The following is a 17,346-nucleotide window of genomic DNA, read 5'->3' on the forward strand; positions in this document are numbered from 1 at the left end:
ATACGAAAGGTGGGGTTTTGGTGCATCATCGCTCGATTAGTGAAAGGATTGCCGACAACCTGAATGTTTTTATTCTTGCTATTGTTGCAGTTATCATGATTTTTCCGTTCTTTTATATTTTTGCCGTTTCTTTTTCAACACTATCCGACTTTTTGCAAAATGAATTTTTCCTCTGGCCCAAACGTTGGGTAACAGATGCTTATGAGTACATATTAAGCTCTGAAAACTTTATCCGTTCTCTTGGAATATCGACTTTTGTAACTATCGTTGGTACATTGATTAACTTGTTTTTTACCTCAACGATGGCGTATGCCTTATCTAGACCGATTGCTGGGCAGAGGTTCTTTCTGTTCTTTGTATTATTTACCGTGCTGTTTAATGCAGGAATGATTCCTACTTACTTAATTGTCAAGGAGACTGGATTAATTGATTCTGTATGGTCATTAATCATTCCGATTGCAATTAGTCCCTTTTATTTAATCGTTATGCGTCAGTTCTTTAAAAATGTCCCTGATGATATTCATGAAGCAGCTTTAATCGATGGTGCAAATGAATTACAGATTTTCTGGAAAATCATGATTCCACTTTCAAAACCTGCACTTGCTGCATTTGGGCTGTTCTACGCCGTAATGCATTGGAACAACTATTTTACAGGAATTTTGTATATTAATGATCCAGCAAAATGGCCAGTTCAGGTCGTCTTAAGGCAAATAGTAGTTGTTAACGAACCGAATGCTGCGCTTGGCACTGCATCTGAGCTGTTAATGGATAATCCACCACCGCCAGAAACCATTCAGATGGCAGCGATCTTACTTGCAACTTTACCGATATTAATCGTTTATCCGTTCTTGCAAAAGCATTTTGCTAAAGGGGTGTTGCTTGGGTCCGTAAAAGGATAATAAGAAGTTGGCGCTATATGGATGATTCTACACAAATTTCAATGATGGAGGGGAATGAAAAATGCTAAGAAAACGTCTCAATCTTAGTGTAGTGATTTTGGCTTTATTATTAATGTTGGCTGCTTGTTCGTTCATGGGAGAAACCGATGATTCTGATAAAGCTACAGACAATAAATTAAAAATCACAGCGATGGATTACCGATATGGGGATCCACCACCAAAGGACGGTCCAGGGTTAAAAATGATCAATAAGAAGTTTAATGTTGATTACCAACCCCAATTTGTCCCGCAAGGAGATTATGACGAAAAACTTACAGCGGTTGTTGCCTCAGGAGATCTTCCAGATTTGATTGGGTTTAAAGGAGATGACATGAAATATTACAAGTGGGCTGGTCAGGGTGCATTCTTGCCTTTAAATGATTACATAGATAAATACCCAACTTTAAAAGATGTACCTGACTATGTCTGGGATGCTATGAAAGTCGACGGGGAAATTTATGGGATTCCAACATATTATCCGATCTATGATTTGACTCCTGTTATACGCAAGGATTGGCTTGATAAACTAGGCCTTAAAGTACCAACTGATTATGAAGAGCTAAAAGAAGTAGCCCTCGCTTTTACGAAAGAAGATCCAGATGGTAATGGTAAGAATGATACGTACGGAATAGCTATAGGTGAAATGATTAACCCGGATTATGATATGGGTGCCTATTGGAATGCTGATACCTGGATTCATAAAAATGAAGACGGAGAATATATTCCGGGGTATATATCAGATGCAAGAAAAGATTTGATCGAGTTGTTTGCAGATTTATATGATGAAAAGGCTATTACACCTGATTTTTCAGTTATTAATTGGGCGGATACGAATAAAGAATTCTATTCTGGCAAAGCAGGTATTTTTATAGGTGCACCTCGCGGGATGTCAGAGGCATATATGCAAAGCCTTCTAGAAATTAATCCTGATGCAGAGTTTGCACCAATATACCCGTTTAAAGACCCTGAAGGAAATACTGGTTATACGGCACATCCGGGTTATGGGGGGATTATTGCGTTATCTGCTGAAATGGCAAAGGATCCAGATAAAATCAAAAAAGTTCTTGAAGTGCTTGATTTTGGGCGTACATTTTATCCAAGAGATCAGCGTAATTCCAATAATGATGACTTTGACTGGTGGTGGGGTCATGAAGGAACAGGCTACACTATGCAGGATGATAAAGCTGTACTAGTTGAAAACTTTGCTAGTGATGGCCTCGCACCTTCTACTTACTTAGTAGACAATTCAATGTGGGCACCTTCTGATGAAATGAATGAGTATTCAAAGGACTATAATGTTGATAAACTTTCGAGCCTAGTAGCAGATTTGGAAAAAATGCACTCAGATACAAAACATTACGTTAATCCCATTAATGGGATAGTATCAGAAACTGCCCAGCAAAAAGGCGGAGAACTTAATCAGTTATTAATTAATGAACAAACAAAAATGATAGTAGGTCAGAGACCGATTTCTGACTGGGATAAAATGGTGGAAGAATATATGCAAAAAGGTGGAGCTAAGATTATCGAAGAATATAACAAACAAATTAATGATAAAAATTATTGGAAGTAAGGTTAGATCAGAAATGACCGGGGTATTTCAACCGGTTATTTCTACCTTTTAAAAGGTGGTGTCAGCTTTGACTGTATACGTAAAAGATGAGGGTATGATAAATCCGACTTTTAAAAAGTCGTATAAAATTGAGGAACAATTAATTCAGAAAGCAATTAAGACTGCATTATTAAAAACGAAGAACAACCTTCAAAAGTTTTATGCTAAATATCCTCACGACCATACAATAGATAACATTTACCCCATACGAATGAGGGAAGATACAGGGGAAACAACAGCAGAAAATATCGGTTGGACGACTGGGTTCTGGACTGGGATCAACTGGCTTGCGTTTGAGTTGTCTAATGACTCTGAGTTCAGGGATGCAGGTTCTGCACAAGTTGAGACATTCATCCAAAGAATTGAAAAGATGATCGATTGTAATCATCATGATCTTGGCTTCCTCTATACACTTTCTTGTGTTGCTTCTAATAACTTGATATCAGATATAAAAGCCAAGGAAGCGGCACTTAAGGCAGCAGATGCATTAATGAATCGTTACTTCGAAGAAGCTTTAATTCTACAGGCATGGGGAGATTTGAGGGATCCAAATCAAAGAGGAAGGATTATAATCGACTGTCTGATGAACTTGCCGTTGCTATATTGGGCAACAGAAGTTACGAATGACATGACCTATAAAAATGCTGCCGCTCATCATGCGACAAAAACAATGGAAACCATCATTAGAGAAAATGGCAGTACGTTCCATACGTACTATTTTGATACTGAAACAGGAAAGCCTTTGTATGGTAAAACACACCAGGGATTCACTGATAAGTCAAGCTGGGCAAGGGGTCAGGCCTGGGCAATCTATGGTTTTATACTAAGCTATAAATATACGAACAAAAAAGATTTTTTACAAATGTCGAAAACAACAGCCAATTACTTTTTAAACCGTATTTCTGAAGACCTCGTAGTCTATTGGGATTTGGATTTTACAGAGGACGATCATGAAGAAAAGGACAGTTCTGCATCCGCCATAGCGGTTTGTGGGTTATTGGAACTTGTGAAATGGCTCCCTGAGGGAGCAGAAAAATCGTATTACACTAGTGCGGCCAATCAAATACTATACTCATTAATAAAAAATTACTCAACTACTGAGAAAGAGGAGTCCAACGCTTTATTGTTGCACGGGGTATATTACAAAAAGGGCAATATTGGAGTCGATGAGGGGTGTTTGTGGGGAGATTATTTTTATTTAGAAGCATTGACGCGAATGACTAAGGAATGGGATCTGTACTGGTAAAAATTTTTGATGATGATATTATACATGTGTAATACAGGTTAGAAAGGAGTTTCAATTTGGATATACGATATGCAACGAATCCAGAGGAGACTAAACATTACACTACTGAAAAACAAAGAAAGGAATTTCTAATAGAAGGTCTGTTTATCCCGGGTGACATGCATTTAACATATACCCATCATGACAGGGTTATTATCGGAGGTGTATGTCCAACAGAAAATACATTACATCTTAATGCAGGAGATACTTTGAAAACAGATTATTTTCTTGAACGAAGAGAAATAGGGATTATCAATATTGGAGAGCGGGGGACGGTCATCGTAGAAGGTGATAACTATGAGTTGGAACAAAAAGATTGTTTATATATAGGTCTAGGAAACAAAGAGGTTAAATTCAAAAGTGAAAATGATGGTAAGCCAGCTAAGTTTTATCTTGTCTCATCTTTAGCTCATAAGGAATATCCGGTCCAAAAGCTTACGATTAATCGAGCTGAACCTGTTCATTTAGGTTCAATTGAAGAATCGAATGAAAGAACGATTTATAAATACATTCATGCTGACGGATTGCAAAGCTGCCAGTTAATGATGGGAATGACATTACTTAAGCCGAATAACATGTGGAATACGATGCCTGCACACCTTCATGATAGGCGAATGGAAGCGTATCTGTATTTCAATATGCCGGAAAAAGGCCGTGTCTTTCACTTTATGGGAGAACCGAATGAAACTCGGCATTTGGTCGTCAGCAATGAACAGGCGGTAATTTCGCCAAGCTGGTCAATACATTCTGGATGTGGGACTAGTAACTATACCTTTATCTGGGCGATGGCTGGTGAAAACTATACCTTTATCGATATGGAAGCAGTTGAGATGAGTAAGCTACGATAGGCGGTGATTTAAATGTTTTCATTAGAAGGAAAAATAGCTCTTGTAACTGGTGCAAGAACTGGCATTGGACAGGGGATAGCAGTGGCTATGGCAAAGGCAGGGGCAGATCTTCTATTACATGGGCATAGGAATAATATGCAAGAGACGGAGAGGCTTATAAAACATGAGGGACGACAGGTACATACGGTCCTTCAGGATCTAGTAGAAGTAAAAGAGATTGATAACTTTGCAGAGCGTATTTTATCCGAAACTAAGATTGATATTGTTGTAAATAATGCAGGTATTATTCGTCGTGAGCCAGCTATTGGATTCTCGAGAGAAAATTGGGAGTCCGTTATTGATGTCAATTTAAATTCACTTTTTTATTTAACGCAACAATTGGCAAAGCCTATGCTTGAACGTAACGATGGGAAAATCATTAATATCGCATCATTGCTTGCGTTTCAGGGTGGTATAACTGTCCCTTCATATACAGCAAGCAAACATGCAGTGGCAGGCTTAACTAAATCATTAGCTAATGAATGGGCTCCCCATGATGTAAACGTTAATGCAATTGCTCCCGGGTACATCGCGACTAATAACACAGAAGCGATTCAGAGTAACGAGGAACGAAATCATTCTATTCTAAACAGAATTCCTGCAGGCCGATGGGGGAAGCCAGAGGATATTGGGGGTACAGCTGTATTTTTGGCATCCAGAGCTTCTGATTATGTACATGGTCACGTTCTTACCGTCGACGGAGGATGGATGGCTCGTTAATCTTCATTCAAGGTGGTTGTACTGGTTCCGAAATACAATGAAAAATTAACCGATGAAGGTGTGGATACACATGGAAATGGCGAAAATCGGAATATTGTTTGACAAGGATGAAGCAAGAAAAAGATATGGGAATTCTGAAAATACATTCTCTATCTACATAGGAGAAATCCTCAGTCATTTCGGAGCTCCTTACGTATGGATTACTCATTTAAATCAAATTCAAAGCGAAATTGATGTATTGATCGTGGCATTAGCTAATGGAAGTGAAAAGGAAGTTGAAAGCATCATTAATTTTACAACAAACGGTGGAACGGTTATTACTTTATCCGAATACCCTGGACTTGCTACTAAGCTGGGATTTGATGAAATTAGCTTAAATGAAGTGGGTTACGCAACATTTGATAATTTTCATAAAGAACAACCTCTTAGATTTTTAAAAAGCAACATCTGGGATAAGAGGAATCATTTTATTGAAAAAAGCGGTCAGCTTATAAGCGATTATCCAAAAGGAGAATCTACTACCCCTGCCTTAATCACACATAAAGTCGGAAAAGGGTTAATTGATCACTGGAATGTAGATATTCCATCTACGATAGTAGGAATTCAACAAGGTCAAAAGCCAGTGACTAAAGATGGAGAGCCAGCTCCAGATGGTACTGCTAACCTTGATGAAGGGATTTTAAAGGCTGATGATGGATTTGAGCTCGACTGGAACCTCGACCGATCTAGAACAGAAACTGGAATTCCATACTTTACTTATCCGTATGCTGATCTATGGAGAGAAGTATTCTTTCATTATCTATTAAAAAGAATCATCGATAAAAAGTTAACTTTACCATTCATTGGTTACTGGCCTGAAGGAACAAAACATATAGCAACAATCTCTCATGACAGTGATATAAACATAGATGAATCTGCACGAATAACCCTTCAATCTTTGAAAGATGCTGGAGTACGATCCACCTGGTGCATGATAGAACCGGGCTACAGCAAAGAAATTTATGAAAAAGTCAAAACAGCCGACCATGAGCTTGCTTTTCATTATAATGCACTTGAAAAAGAAAATGGAAACTGGAGCGAAGCAGAATTCAACCGGCAGCTGAAATGGTTGAAAGGTGCAACTGAGTTAGAGGAAATCCACTCAAATAAAAATCATTACACTCGTTTTCAAGGGTGGGGAGACTTGTTTGAATGGTGCGAACGAGCTGGGATTCAGTTAGATCAATCAAGAGGCCCAAGTAAAAAAGGTAATATAGGATTTTTATTTGGGACTGCACACCCGTACTTTCCAGTTGCTTCCTATCAAGACCAAAATCGACTGTATGATGTTCTCGAACTTGGATTTTTAACACAGGATTTAAATCATGAGACCCTTGCCGATACAAGTGTAATCGATCCTTTTTTAGCACAAGTAAAGAAGGTGGATGGTGTAGCGCATTTCCTATTCCATCAAATCCATCTCTTGCGTCAGCTTCCGGTACGAGGAGCAATCGGAGAAGTTGCTAGGAAAGCTAAAGAGCAAGGTTTTGAGTTTTGGACTTCAAAGGAAATTAATCATTGGGAAAGGGTTAGAAGGAAAGTAAAGATAATAAATGTTTACAATGATGAAAAATTGATGATTGATAATCCTGAAAATATTGAAAATGTAATCGTATGGATTCCAATTTCAAGGCATAACGCGACTCGATATAACCCTGAACGTGTTCAAGAAAAGTTCGGTATTCCATGTATTAAGAAGGTTTTAAACAAGTTAAATGCTCATCTGATTTAGAGTGGAGTGAAACGATTTCGATTGGTAAACAAATATTTCCCTAAATAGGGAATAAGGTATTAACAATTTCCTTTGTACTGGTAAACGAATTAAACAGAGGGGTGAAGGAAGCTTTTAATTGAGAAGATGTATTAATAGGCTAACAGAAAATATCTTTATCAAAAAGGAGGAGAAAAAGTGAAGACGGTATATGAATTGGAGGAAAGGCTTTCTAGCCCATCTTCTGCCTTAGTAAGTAATATAAAAGACATTAAAGGAGATATCATGATCCTTGGTGTTGGAGGGAAAATGGGGCCGACTTTGGCAAAGCTAACAAAAAATGCAATAGATAAAGCCCATATTAAGAAGAAAATTATTGGTGTTTCGCGCTTTTCCAATGCTAATTTGCAGGGCGAGTTGGAAAATTACGGAATTAACACGATTTCAACAGATCTTCTGAATGATGTCCGATTAAATGACCTGCCTGAGGTAGAGAATGTGATCTATATGGCAGGAAATAAATTTGGAACGAAGGGAAATGAGCATTTTACATGGGCTATGAATACTTATTTACCGGGACGAGTGGCGGAGAAGTTTAGAAACTCGAGAATTGTTTCTTTTTCAACAGGAAATGTTTATCCTCTGTCACCAATTTCGATGGGCGGAACCCCAGAGGAATTTCTTCCTGGACCAGTAGGGGAATATGCTCAGTCCTGTTTGGGAAGAGAGCGTGTTTTCACCTACTTTAGCCATAAATATAAAATCCCTATGGTCCATTTTAGATTAAATTATGCAATAGATCTTCGTTATGGTATTCTTTTGGAAATTGCAAAATCCGTAAAAGGGCAGCGGCCAATTGATTTAAGGATGGGTCATGCAAATGTTATTTGGCAAGGTGATGCGAATGAAATGGCAATTCGATCATTGCTTGTGTGTGGCACCCCGCCAAAGCTATTAAATATAACAGGGCCAGAAACGGTGTCTATTCGTTGGCTTGCCGAAAAGTTTGGTGACATTTTTGGGATGACGCCTGTCTTTATTAATGAAGAAAGCGGTACGGCTCTCCTTAACAATGCATCACGTTCACACCAGTTATTTGGATATCCAAAGGTATCTCTTCGAGAAATGGTCGAATGGACAGCTGATTGGGTACAAAATGGTGGTTCAACCCTTAACAAACCGACGCATTTCCAGGAACGTCAAGGTGCTTTTTAATATGTGTAACAGAAAACCATCCTCCAATTGCTAAGGGTGGTTTTACTTATCCACTCCGTCGTCCTCTATTCGTTTTGTGATCAGTATCTCCCGGAGGCTCCCGCCCTTTATTACCACTTATTAATTTGTACGTTTAATATTTGCCTTATCAATTTTTGCTTTAGCAGCTTCAAAGTCTCCATTTTTGAGCAATTGACTTGTTTCATCCATCAAGTCAAAATAGCTAGATTTTTAGGGTAGTATTCTTTCAAATCCAACACAAAAGTTTTAGTTTGATGCCCCCAAGCTTGAGCTGCTCCCATTCTATCATAAGATTCTGATGGTTCTTCGTTAAAAAAGGATAAGAGCTTTTCTTCATTTGACTTCCTCATGATCTATTCCCTCCTTGCTTTCATCCGTTATTCATAGTAGATATACATATAGGCTTGTGTGTTAAAGTGGTAGCTAAACTTATCTGAATCCGAAGTAAAGCTAATAGAAACTGGACCAACGCTAAACGAAATACCAGAAGATACATTACTTTGAGTATGCTATTTAAGTCATATTCTTCTTGATCCATGTAATAGATCTTCATCAGTAAAACCTAGTTTTAGCAATCTATTTTTTTGTCCTGCGCTTATTTTAATACCATGATCGTTCGTAAATGTTGCTAAGATCCCGTTTACAGGACTTTTTTGCTATCATTTGAAATTTCGTCAATAACCTTCACAACAATTGAATATATGTCAATGATTTATTGGGAAAAAGTACCCTTTAACTTAATACCACTATTTCAAATAATTGCACAATTCCTACTCCATAATCTGGCCCTTTAACGGAATACTTCAATTCTTAATGATGAATAAAAATAACAATTCATTCATTGCTTAAATGTGTAATCATACTCATTTATTAATAAACATACTGCCAAATCATACATAGATTAAATGCCATATACACTTCAACTTCAACTTATATCTCCTGTAAGGTCATATTAAAAAATATTAATTTACTAAGATGCTACTGAAAAAACTGCTGGCTTCTAGGGGATAAATAAAAAAAGCAGCCATTTGGGAACTTTCTTTCCAAATAGGCTATTTTTTTCCTGTATTTTTCGAAAACTTAACTAAATTGTGTCCATGAAACTATGCTAACATCACTCTAGGATGCTGTTTTATTCATCAGAAAGGCAAGTTTCGATCAATTTGAATCATCATATTCAATTCTAATGTTTATTAACAAAAGTGGTTTTTATATTTGGGGACAAATCAATTACTGTCTCAAGCGCAATATCATACAAGAAAAGTTTTATAATAAATGATATTTTTAGAATTGTCATTACAGTATAGGAGGATAGCTGGATGTTAAATGAAATCCGAACGGTTTATCTTGATTCTGATTTAAACATCGAAGCCTATCGATTTAAGGGAATCATGCAGAAGTTTCCTGCTCACTTTCATGAATATTATGTGATCGGCTTTATTGAAGAAGGGCAGCGTCATTTGGTTTGTAAAGGTGAAGAATACATTATTAATCCAGGAGATTTATTATTGTTTAACCCTTATGATACTCACAGTTGCGAGCAGATAGACGGCAAAACGCTGGATTATCGCTGCATCAATGTGAAACCAGGAGTCATGAAAAAGGCAGTTCTAGAAATTAATGGTAATGAAAACCTTCCATGCTTCAAACAAAGCGTTTTATACCATAGCGAGATTGTATCCAATTTAAGAGAGCTACATTTAAAAATCTCGCAGGATGAGAGTGAGTTTAAGAAAGAGGAGTTATTTTTATACTTATTGGAAGAGCTCATTCAGACGCATTCGGATCTTACAATCCTTCCACCGGTTTCCGAAACCTCTTATGAAATAAAAACAGTGTGTGACTATTTGGAGGAAAATTATACAAAAACGATTACGCTTAATGATTTAAGTGTCCTAACGGGATGGAGCAAATATCACTTACTAAGATCTTTCACAAAACAAAAGGGAATCTCTCCTTACAGCTATTTGGAAACGATTCGAGTAAATCATGCAAAAAAGCTTTTGGAAAAAGGTATAAAGCCCATCGAAGTTACTTTTTTAACAGGATTTAGTGATCAAAGTCACTTAACTAAATTTTTTAAAAGACTGGTTGGATTAACACCAAAACAATACATGAGGATTTTTGAAAGTAAAGGAGAAACGTAATGAATAATCCTGAAACAAAATGTGTGCTAATCATTGATGAGAATTTACCTTTAGGCTTGATCGCCAACACAGCAGCTATCCTGGGTGTAACACTTGGAAAGTATGCTCCCGAGATGGTTGGCAATAGTGTAGAAGACCGTTCAGGTATCGAACATTTGGGAATTGTGAAAAAACCGGTTCCAATCTTAAAAGGGAGCACTGACCTTCTCCACGAACTAAGAGATACGACCATGACAGAACCGTTTGCAGATCTGCTTGTCGTAGATTTTTCAGATACTGCGCAAAGCTGTAAAACGTATGATGAGTACATAGCAAAACTGCAGAAAACATCAAAAGCCGGCTATAGTTACTTTGGACTTGGTATCTATGGAGAAAAGAAAAAAGTAAACCGTTTAACTGGAAGCTTTTCTCTACTGAGGTAAACAGGGTGCAGATTATAGAATTGAATTTTTATCTTAACCAGTTAGTTTTCTTGTTTTGATAAGAGTGGAGATTACAACTTATGACTTGGCAGCTGATTTGAACAATGGATGAACGAGGAGGAGTAAGATGGATAACTTACTTGCATATATCATAATGGCCCTAATGATGTCTATGTTGCCCGGTACAGATACGGTACTTATTATGAAAAATACACTTAACTACGGAGCAAAAGGGCGTTATACGATACTCGGAATGGCGACAGGTCTTACTTTCTGGACGATTACAGCCGTTCTCGGTTTGTCAGTTGTCATTACCCAGTCAGTATTTCTTTTCAATATAATCAAGTATTTGGGAGCTGCATACTTGTTTTACTTAGGTGTAAGAGCGTTTCTAACTAAAAGTACACTTTCATTAGAGGCTGTTCAAGCTGATAGTCCCCGTTCTATTGTCCAGTCATCGTACCGCCATTATAAAGAGTCCTATTTACAAGGAGCAATCAGTAATATTCTTAACCCTAAGACCGTTTTGGTTTATATTACTTTTATGCCTCAATTCATTGATCTTAATGGAAATACAAATCATCAACTGATTGAATTAGGATTAATCCTTACTTTAATAGCAGTAGGATGGTTTTTGATCCTGGTTTATCTATTAGATCATGTGAGAAAATGGCTGAAAAAACCTAAATCTCAAAAAGCCTTTCAAAAATCTACTGGAGTAATGTTAATAGGGTTTGGAGTAAAAACGGTCATTTAATGTAAATGTACAATCCAAGATAGTTCAGGATTGGTGAAAAGAGAAGCCTATATTTCAAACACTTACCTATTGCTGACATTATTGTAAAAACTGAACCCTCATTACTAACAATACGTAGTACGAAAATAATAAAAGGTAAGGTAATATTTATTAGGATGTGATGCTCAATGTTGAGATGTGCCTGGTGTATGAAAAAAATCAAAGATAATAAACCAGTATTTGGATTAAGTGTTAAGTTTGCTGAAGGCGCAAATTTCTCGAATAGTGAAGGTACGATCACTCAAATAAAGCTACATACTCGTAATACTAGTGTTCCTATGATTGTAACAGCTAGTGACTCAAAAGCTAAGAATCAAGGAACTGATGGTATATTTACTTTATGTAGTGAGAGATGTGGAGAGAAAATGAAAGATACCGTTAAAAAGGAATTAACAACGTTCAAAGAGTTCAAAGATATTTCTCTAAAATAAGAGAAGTTAAAGTAATCAAACAAAGTAGGAAGTATTTATTACAACCCGCCATGATATGATGATGCAATAGAATAGGATTTCTCAAGGGTGGTCGGCACACTCCCAGCAGAAAGGGGGTGGTGCTGTATGACAGTATTTGAAGCGTTGATGTTCGTATGTGCGTTTGCAACGTTAATTGTTGTAGTACTGTCGTTTAACCAAAAAAAATAATCCACCCTTGAGTTAGAGGCTCTGGTGGATTATTCTACCCTTAGCCGATCCCCCTTGATGGGAACCGTCTATTGCATGACCGTTGGTGTTAGCAGCACAGACGGTCTTTTTTAATATATGCGAACTTTCTATTTTTATTATAACCGATATAACCAAAAAACAACAACTGTCACCTTTTATATCAAAAAGTCTATTAGGCAAGTGGCCGGAGCACGTTAATTCCTCTTTTAGACACAGGATCATTTTCCTGTTTTTAGGAATTTCAGAAATAGAAAGAGGAAATCTGCCATTTATCGAAAATTAGACATTAAAGACGAATTACTTCGGACACTTTATTAATTAACTTAAAAAAGTAATGTGTGTCCATTCTAATCAAACTACTTTTAAAGGAGGATGTAAGCTTGAGGAGCTTAAGGAGGAGGTATTTTTTCGTGATGTTGTCGTTTTTGCTCATTTTCAGTGGATTGAATGTACAAGCTCTGGCAGAGGAGGGGGAAGAGGATCCCGAATGGAATAACAATCCTGAAACCTTTCAGGTGAATAGGGAGCCGGCCCACGCCACATTGATGCCTTACAAGGATGTGAAATCCGCTCTGAAGGGTGACCGGACGAAATCACCTCATTACAAACCATTGAACGGAAAGTGGCGTTTCCATTGGGCGAAGAATCCGGATGAGCGGCCAGCGGATTTTTATAAGGAAGATTATGATGTGTCTGAGTGGGATAAGATCGAAGTCCCAAGCAACTGGCAGCTTGAAGGCTACGATTACCCGATTTATACAAATATCACCTATCCTTGGACAGGTTATGAACAACCAGATCCTCCTAAAGCACCGACTGTCTATAATCCAGTCGGTTCATACAAAAGAACCTTTACGGTGCCTGGCGATTGGAAGGGTGAGAAAGTTTACATCTCGTTCCAGGGAGTGGAATCTGCTTTTTACGTATGGGTGAACGGCGAAAAGGTGGGCTATAGCGAGGATAGCTATACCCCTGCTGAATTCGATATAACCGATTATTTGAAAAAAGGGAAAAACACGATTGCTGTAGAGGTTTACCGGTGGTCTGACGGCAGCTGGCTGGAGGATCAGGATTTCGTCCGATTGAGCGGAATCTTCCGGGATGTCTATCTCTATTCAACGCCTCAGGTCCATATGCGGGATTTCACGGTGACGACGGATCTCGACGAATCCTATGAGGATGCCAGCTTGAACACGGAAGTGATCGTAACGAATAACGGCAATCAGACGGATGATCCGTATACGATCGAAGGAACCTTATATGACGCCGATCAGGAAAAGGTCAGTGATAACCCGATCGAAATGCAGGTTGATTTTGGTGGGAAAACGGAAGTGACGGTAGACAAAGACCAGCTCTTTAAAGATCCATTGAAGTGGTCTGCGGAACATCCGAATCTATACACCCTGGTCCTGGAACTGAAGGATAAAGACGGGAAGATCGTGGAAACGATGAGCACGAAGGTCGGTTTCCGGGAATTTGAACTGAAGGATGGGCAGATGCTCATCAATGGGAAGCCGATTGTTTTGAAAGGTGTGAACCGCCACGAAACGGATCCGGATCGTGGGAGAGCGATCACTGAAGAGTCGATGATAGAAGATATCAAGTTGATGAAAAAGTTCAATATCAATGCGGTCCGTACCTCCCATTACCCGAACCAGACGAGATGGTATGAACTGGCGGACGAATATGGCCTCTATCTCATTGATGAAACCAATCTGGAGACGCACGGTGTACGGAATGTCCTGCCCGCAAGCGATCCTCAGTGGCTGCCTGCATCGATGGACCGGGTGAAAAGCATGGTGGAACGGGATAAAAACCATCCGTCGATCCTGTTCTGGTCGCTTGGAAATGAAGCCGGAAGCGGAAACACGTTCAAGGAAATGGCGGATTGGGTCCATGAAAAAGACCCGACAAGGCTTGTCCATTATGAAGGGGACAACCGCTGGACAGACGTTGAAAGCCATATGTACCCGAGTGTAGAGGGTGTTGAAAACTGGGCTCAGACCCATCCGGACCGCCCGTATATTCTTTGTGAATATGCTCATGCGATGGGGAACAGTGTCGGGAATCTGGATCAATACTGGGATGTCATCGACAAGTACGATAATTTGCAGGGCGGATTCATCTGGGACTGGGTCGACCAGGGATTGAGATGGCCGACGCCTACGAAAAAACTGGTGTTTGATGAAAGCAGCACTGCTCTGACCGGGGAAATTTTCGGAGATATTGTCGAAGGGCATAGCGGTGATGCGATCGATGGATATGTTGCGATTCCGGATGAAAGCGCTTTAGACATCACAGGCAAGGCTCTGACATTGGAAGCATGGGTGAAGCCTGAGGCGACAAGTGGACACAGCCCATTCATCGCAAAAGGGGATACCCAATATGCGATCAAACAAAATGGCGATCAGATCGAATTTTTCGTATATGATCAAAACAATTCTTGGGTGTCAGTGGAAGCGCCGATCCCTGGAGACTGGAACGGCAACTGGCACCATGTCGCAGGGGTTTATGATGGCCAAGCCCTCAAGCTTTATGTTGATCATGAATTGCTTGCGGAAAAGGAATTCAGCGGCGAGATCAAGAGTAATGCCTATCCGGTCAATATTGGCAGGAACGTGGAAAAAGGACGGACGGCGAATGCCGTGATTGACCAGGTCCGGATATACGATCGGGCTCTGACACTTGATGAGTTGAAGGATGAAAACGGGACTCCTGGAGAAGGTACAGTCCTTTGGATGGATTTTGACAATATGAAGGAAGAGCAGTATGCGCAAAAAGAATACTTCGCCTATGGCGGGGATTGGGGAGACAATCCGAATGATGGAAACTTCCTTGATAACGGCCTCGTTTTCCCTGACCGGGAAGTTCAGCCTGAGCTTTGGGAAGTAAAGAAGGTCTATCAAAATATCGAAATGGAAGCTGTCGACCTGGTGAACGGCAAAATGTCCATCAAAAATGAACATCTTTTTACGAATATCAATGCATTTGATGCCAAATGGAAATTGAAAGCAGACGATAAAGTGATCCAAAGCGGGAAACTAAAAGATCTGGATATAAAGCCTGAGGAAAAGGAAACAGTGGACGTTCCATTTAAGCAGCCAGAACTCCAAGAGGGTGTCGAATACTGGTTGGATGTCAGCTTCAGCCTTCCGGAAGCGACTTCCTGGGCATCGAAAGGGCATCTCATTGCAACCGAGCAGTTCAACGTTCCATTCGATGTACCTGAACGGGAAGCAGAAGACCTCTCTGACATGAATGATCTTGAAGTAAAAGAAACCGATCAAAGTGTCGATGTACAAGGTACCGATTTTGAAGTGACCTTCGATAAAGCGGAAGGAACGATTTCAAGCTTTACGTTTGAAGATACCGAGCTGTTGAAATCAGGACCAGAGCCGGACTTCTGGAGAGCGCCGAACGATAATGACAGAGGAAATGGCATGCCATCAAGGACAGGGACATGGCGCGATGCCGGAAGCGACCGTGAAATTACGGATGTTTCTGTTAAAAAATTAGGATCTAAAGCAGTACGGATCGATGTGGAAGCTGTCCTGCCGACGACAGATCAATCCGACTATAAAGCATCTTACATCGTTTATGGTTCAGGAGAGGTCGTCGTGAAAAATACGGTGATGCCTGGCAGTGGTTTACCTGAAATCCCTGCTTTCGGTATGGAGCTGACATTGCCTGAAGAATTCGAAGCGATGACGTGGTATGGAAGAGGACCACATGAAAATTACTGGGATCGAAAGACTGGGGCGGATGTCGGACTTTATGAAAGTACTGTGGAGGATCAATTCATTCCATACCTCGAACCACAGGAAACTGGGAATAAGACGGATGTACGCTGGGTGACCTTCACGAACAAGAAGGGAGTCGGGCTGATGGCTACAGGTGATCCACTGCTTGAAGTAGGTGCCCTTCATTATACGGAGGAGGATCTTGAGACAGCCAGCCATCCGTATAAGCTGGTAAGGAAGGATGACATCACCGTCAGTCTTGATTACAGGCAGATGGGAGTCGGAGGAGACAACAGTTGGGGTGCAAGGCCTCATCCGGAATTCACGTTGTATGCCAATAAGCCTTATTCCTACAGCTATCGCCTGAATCCGATTTCTGAAAAGGACTCGCCGATGGACTTGAGCAAACGGGTGATCACTGATGAGCTGGTCAAAGGCATCAACATCAATGGAAATCCGTTGGACGATTTCAATGCTGAGATTACGGAATATGAGCTGGATTATCTTGAGGGTACGATTTCTGAAGTCCCTGAAGTTCAGGCCACGCCAGTTAATGAAAATGTCCAGATCGAAATCGATGAGGCTGGAGAGCTTCCTGGGACGACGACCATTACGGCAAGGTCAGCGGATGGGCTGCTCGAGAAGACCTACACGATCTATTTCAACCTCGTTCCGCATCTGTATTTGAGTGATACCGATTGGGTGAGCGCCCTAGCAGGATGGGGTTCTGTGAACAAGGACAAATCTGTGGATGGGAATCCGATCACCTTGAAGACGGAAGAGGGGGAACAGATTTTTGAAAAAGGGATCGGGACCCATTCCCATTCCGAAATCGTCTATGATATCGAAGGGAAAGGATACAAGTTTTTCGAGGCAATGGTCGGTGTCGATCAGGAAATGAAGGGCAGGACCTGGGGGACCGTCACTTTCGAAGTTTACCTGGATGGCGAAAAGGCGTATGACAGCGGTTTGATGAAAATCGATACGCCTGCCAAATCGGTGAAAATCGATCTTGAGGGTGCAAAAGAGCTGAAACTGGTCGTAACCGACTCAGGTGATAACAACTATGAGGACCACGCCGACTGGGCAGACGCCAAATTCACCACCGACTGATAGGAAAGAGGGCTGACTAATGACGGTCAGTTCTTTTT

13 protein-coding genes are annotated in these 17,346 nt (G+C 40.0%); 12 read left to right on the forward strand and 1 reads right to left on the reverse strand.

What is annotated here, in order from left to right:
* Window positions 1–20: 20 nt before the first annotated feature.
* The 7 genes from L1611_RS09655 to L1611_RS09685 all read left to right on the forward strand — a co-directional run bounded on the left by L1611_RS09655 (window position 21) and on the right by L1611_RS09685 (window position 8,407).
* Window positions 21–899 (forward strand): carbohydrate ABC transporter permease, encoded by an 879-nt coding sequence (locus L1611_RS09655; RefSeq protein WP_236312891.1) that lies wholly within the window; start codon window positions 21–23, stop codon window positions 897–899.
* Between the two features lie 61 nt (window positions 900–960).
* The gene (locus tag L1611_RS09660) at window positions 961–2,511 is read left to right on the forward strand and encodes an extracellular solute-binding protein (protein ID WP_236312892.1); all 1,551 of its coding nucleotides are present in this window, start codon (window positions 961–963) and stop codon (window positions 2,509–2,511) included.
* Between the two features lie 67 nt (window positions 2,512–2,578).
* Window positions 2,579–3,796, forward strand: coding sequence for a glycoside hydrolase family 88 protein (locus L1611_RS09665; protein WP_236312893.1), 1,218 nt, complete (start codon window positions 2,579–2,581; stop codon window positions 3,794–3,796).
* Between the two features lie 56 nt (window positions 3,797–3,852).
* Window positions 3,853–4,683 (forward strand): 5-dehydro-4-deoxy-D-glucuronate isomerase, encoded by an 831-nt coding sequence (gene kduI / locus L1611_RS09670; protein WP_236312894.1) that lies wholly within the window; start codon window positions 3,853–3,855, stop codon window positions 4,681–4,683.
* 12 nt (window positions 4,684–4,695) lie between these two features.
* The gene (kduD, locus tag L1611_RS09675) at window positions 4,696–5,442 is read left to right on the forward strand and encodes a 2-dehydro-3-deoxy-D-gluconate 5-dehydrogenase KduD (protein ID WP_236312895.1); all 747 of its coding nucleotides are present in this window, start codon (window positions 4,696–4,698) and stop codon (window positions 5,440–5,442) included.
* Between the two features lie 70 nt (window positions 5,443–5,512).
* A complete protein-coding gene (locus L1611_RS09680) occupies window positions 5,513–7,213 on the forward strand; it encodes a polysaccharide deacetylase family protein (RefSeq protein ID WP_236312896.1) in 1,701 nt (566 codons plus the stop codon).
* A 177-nt stretch (window positions 7,214–7,390) separates the two neighbouring features.
* Window positions 7,391–8,407: an NAD-dependent epimerase/dehydratase family protein gene (locus tag L1611_RS09685; protein WP_236312897.1), complete on the forward strand. Its 1,017-nt coding sequence runs from the start codon at window positions 7,391–7,393 to the stop codon at window positions 8,405–8,407.
* Window positions 8,408–8,616: 209 nt separating this feature from the next.
* On the opposite strand, the gene L1611_RS09690 is transcribed toward L1611_RS09685, so the two are convergent.
* Window positions 8,617–8,778 carry a hypothetical protein gene (locus tag L1611_RS09690; protein WP_236312898.1) on the reverse strand — a complete coding sequence of 54 codons (162 nt, stop codon included), beginning with the start codon at window positions 8,776–8,778 and terminating at the stop codon, window positions 8,617–8,619.
* A gap of 969 nt (window positions 8,779–9,747) precedes the next feature.
* Between L1611_RS09690 and L1611_RS09695 the strand changes: the two genes are divergently transcribed.
* The 5 genes from L1611_RS09695 to L1611_RS09715 all read left to right on the forward strand — a co-directional run bounded on the left by L1611_RS09695 (window position 9,748) and on the right by L1611_RS09715 (window position 17,308).
* Window positions 9,748–10,575 (forward strand): AraC family ligand binding domain-containing protein, encoded by an 828-nt coding sequence (locus L1611_RS09695; protein WP_236312899.1) that lies wholly within the window; start codon window positions 9,748–9,750, stop codon window positions 10,573–10,575.
* Window positions 10,575–10,997 carry a DUF2000 domain-containing protein gene (locus L1611_RS09700; RefSeq protein ID WP_236312900.1) on the forward strand — a complete coding sequence of 141 codons (423 nt, stop codon included), beginning with the start codon at window positions 10,575–10,577 and terminating at the stop codon, window positions 10,995–10,997. Before L1611_RS09695 ends, L1611_RS09700 begins: the two co-directional genes overlap by 1 nt.
* 127 nt (window positions 10,998–11,124) lie before the next feature.
* The gene (locus tag L1611_RS09705; RefSeq protein ID WP_236312901.1) at window positions 11,125–11,754 is read left to right on the forward strand and encodes a LysE family translocator; all 630 of its coding nucleotides are present in this window, start codon (window positions 11,125–11,127) and stop codon (window positions 11,752–11,754) included.
* A gap of 188 nt (window positions 11,755–11,942) precedes the next feature.
* The gene (locus tag L1611_RS09710) at window positions 11,943–12,224 is read left to right on the forward strand and encodes a hypothetical protein (RefSeq protein WP_236312902.1); all 282 of its coding nucleotides are present in this window, start codon (window positions 11,943–11,945) and stop codon (window positions 12,222–12,224) included.
* Between the two features lie 644 nt (window positions 12,225–12,868).
* The gene (locus L1611_RS09715) at window positions 12,869–17,308 is read left to right on the forward strand and encodes a glycoside hydrolase family 2 TIM barrel-domain containing protein (RefSeq protein WP_236313277.1); all 4,440 of its coding nucleotides are present in this window, start codon (window positions 12,869–12,871) and stop codon (window positions 17,306–17,308) included.
* The last annotated feature ends 38 nt before the right edge of the window (window positions 17,309–17,346 follow it).

The sequence above is a fragment of the Pseudalkalibacillus salsuginis genome (assembly GCF_021646685.1).
Classification (GTDB): domain Bacteria; phylum Bacillota; class Bacilli; order Bacillales; family Fictibacillaceae; genus Pseudalkalibacillus; species Pseudalkalibacillus salsuginis.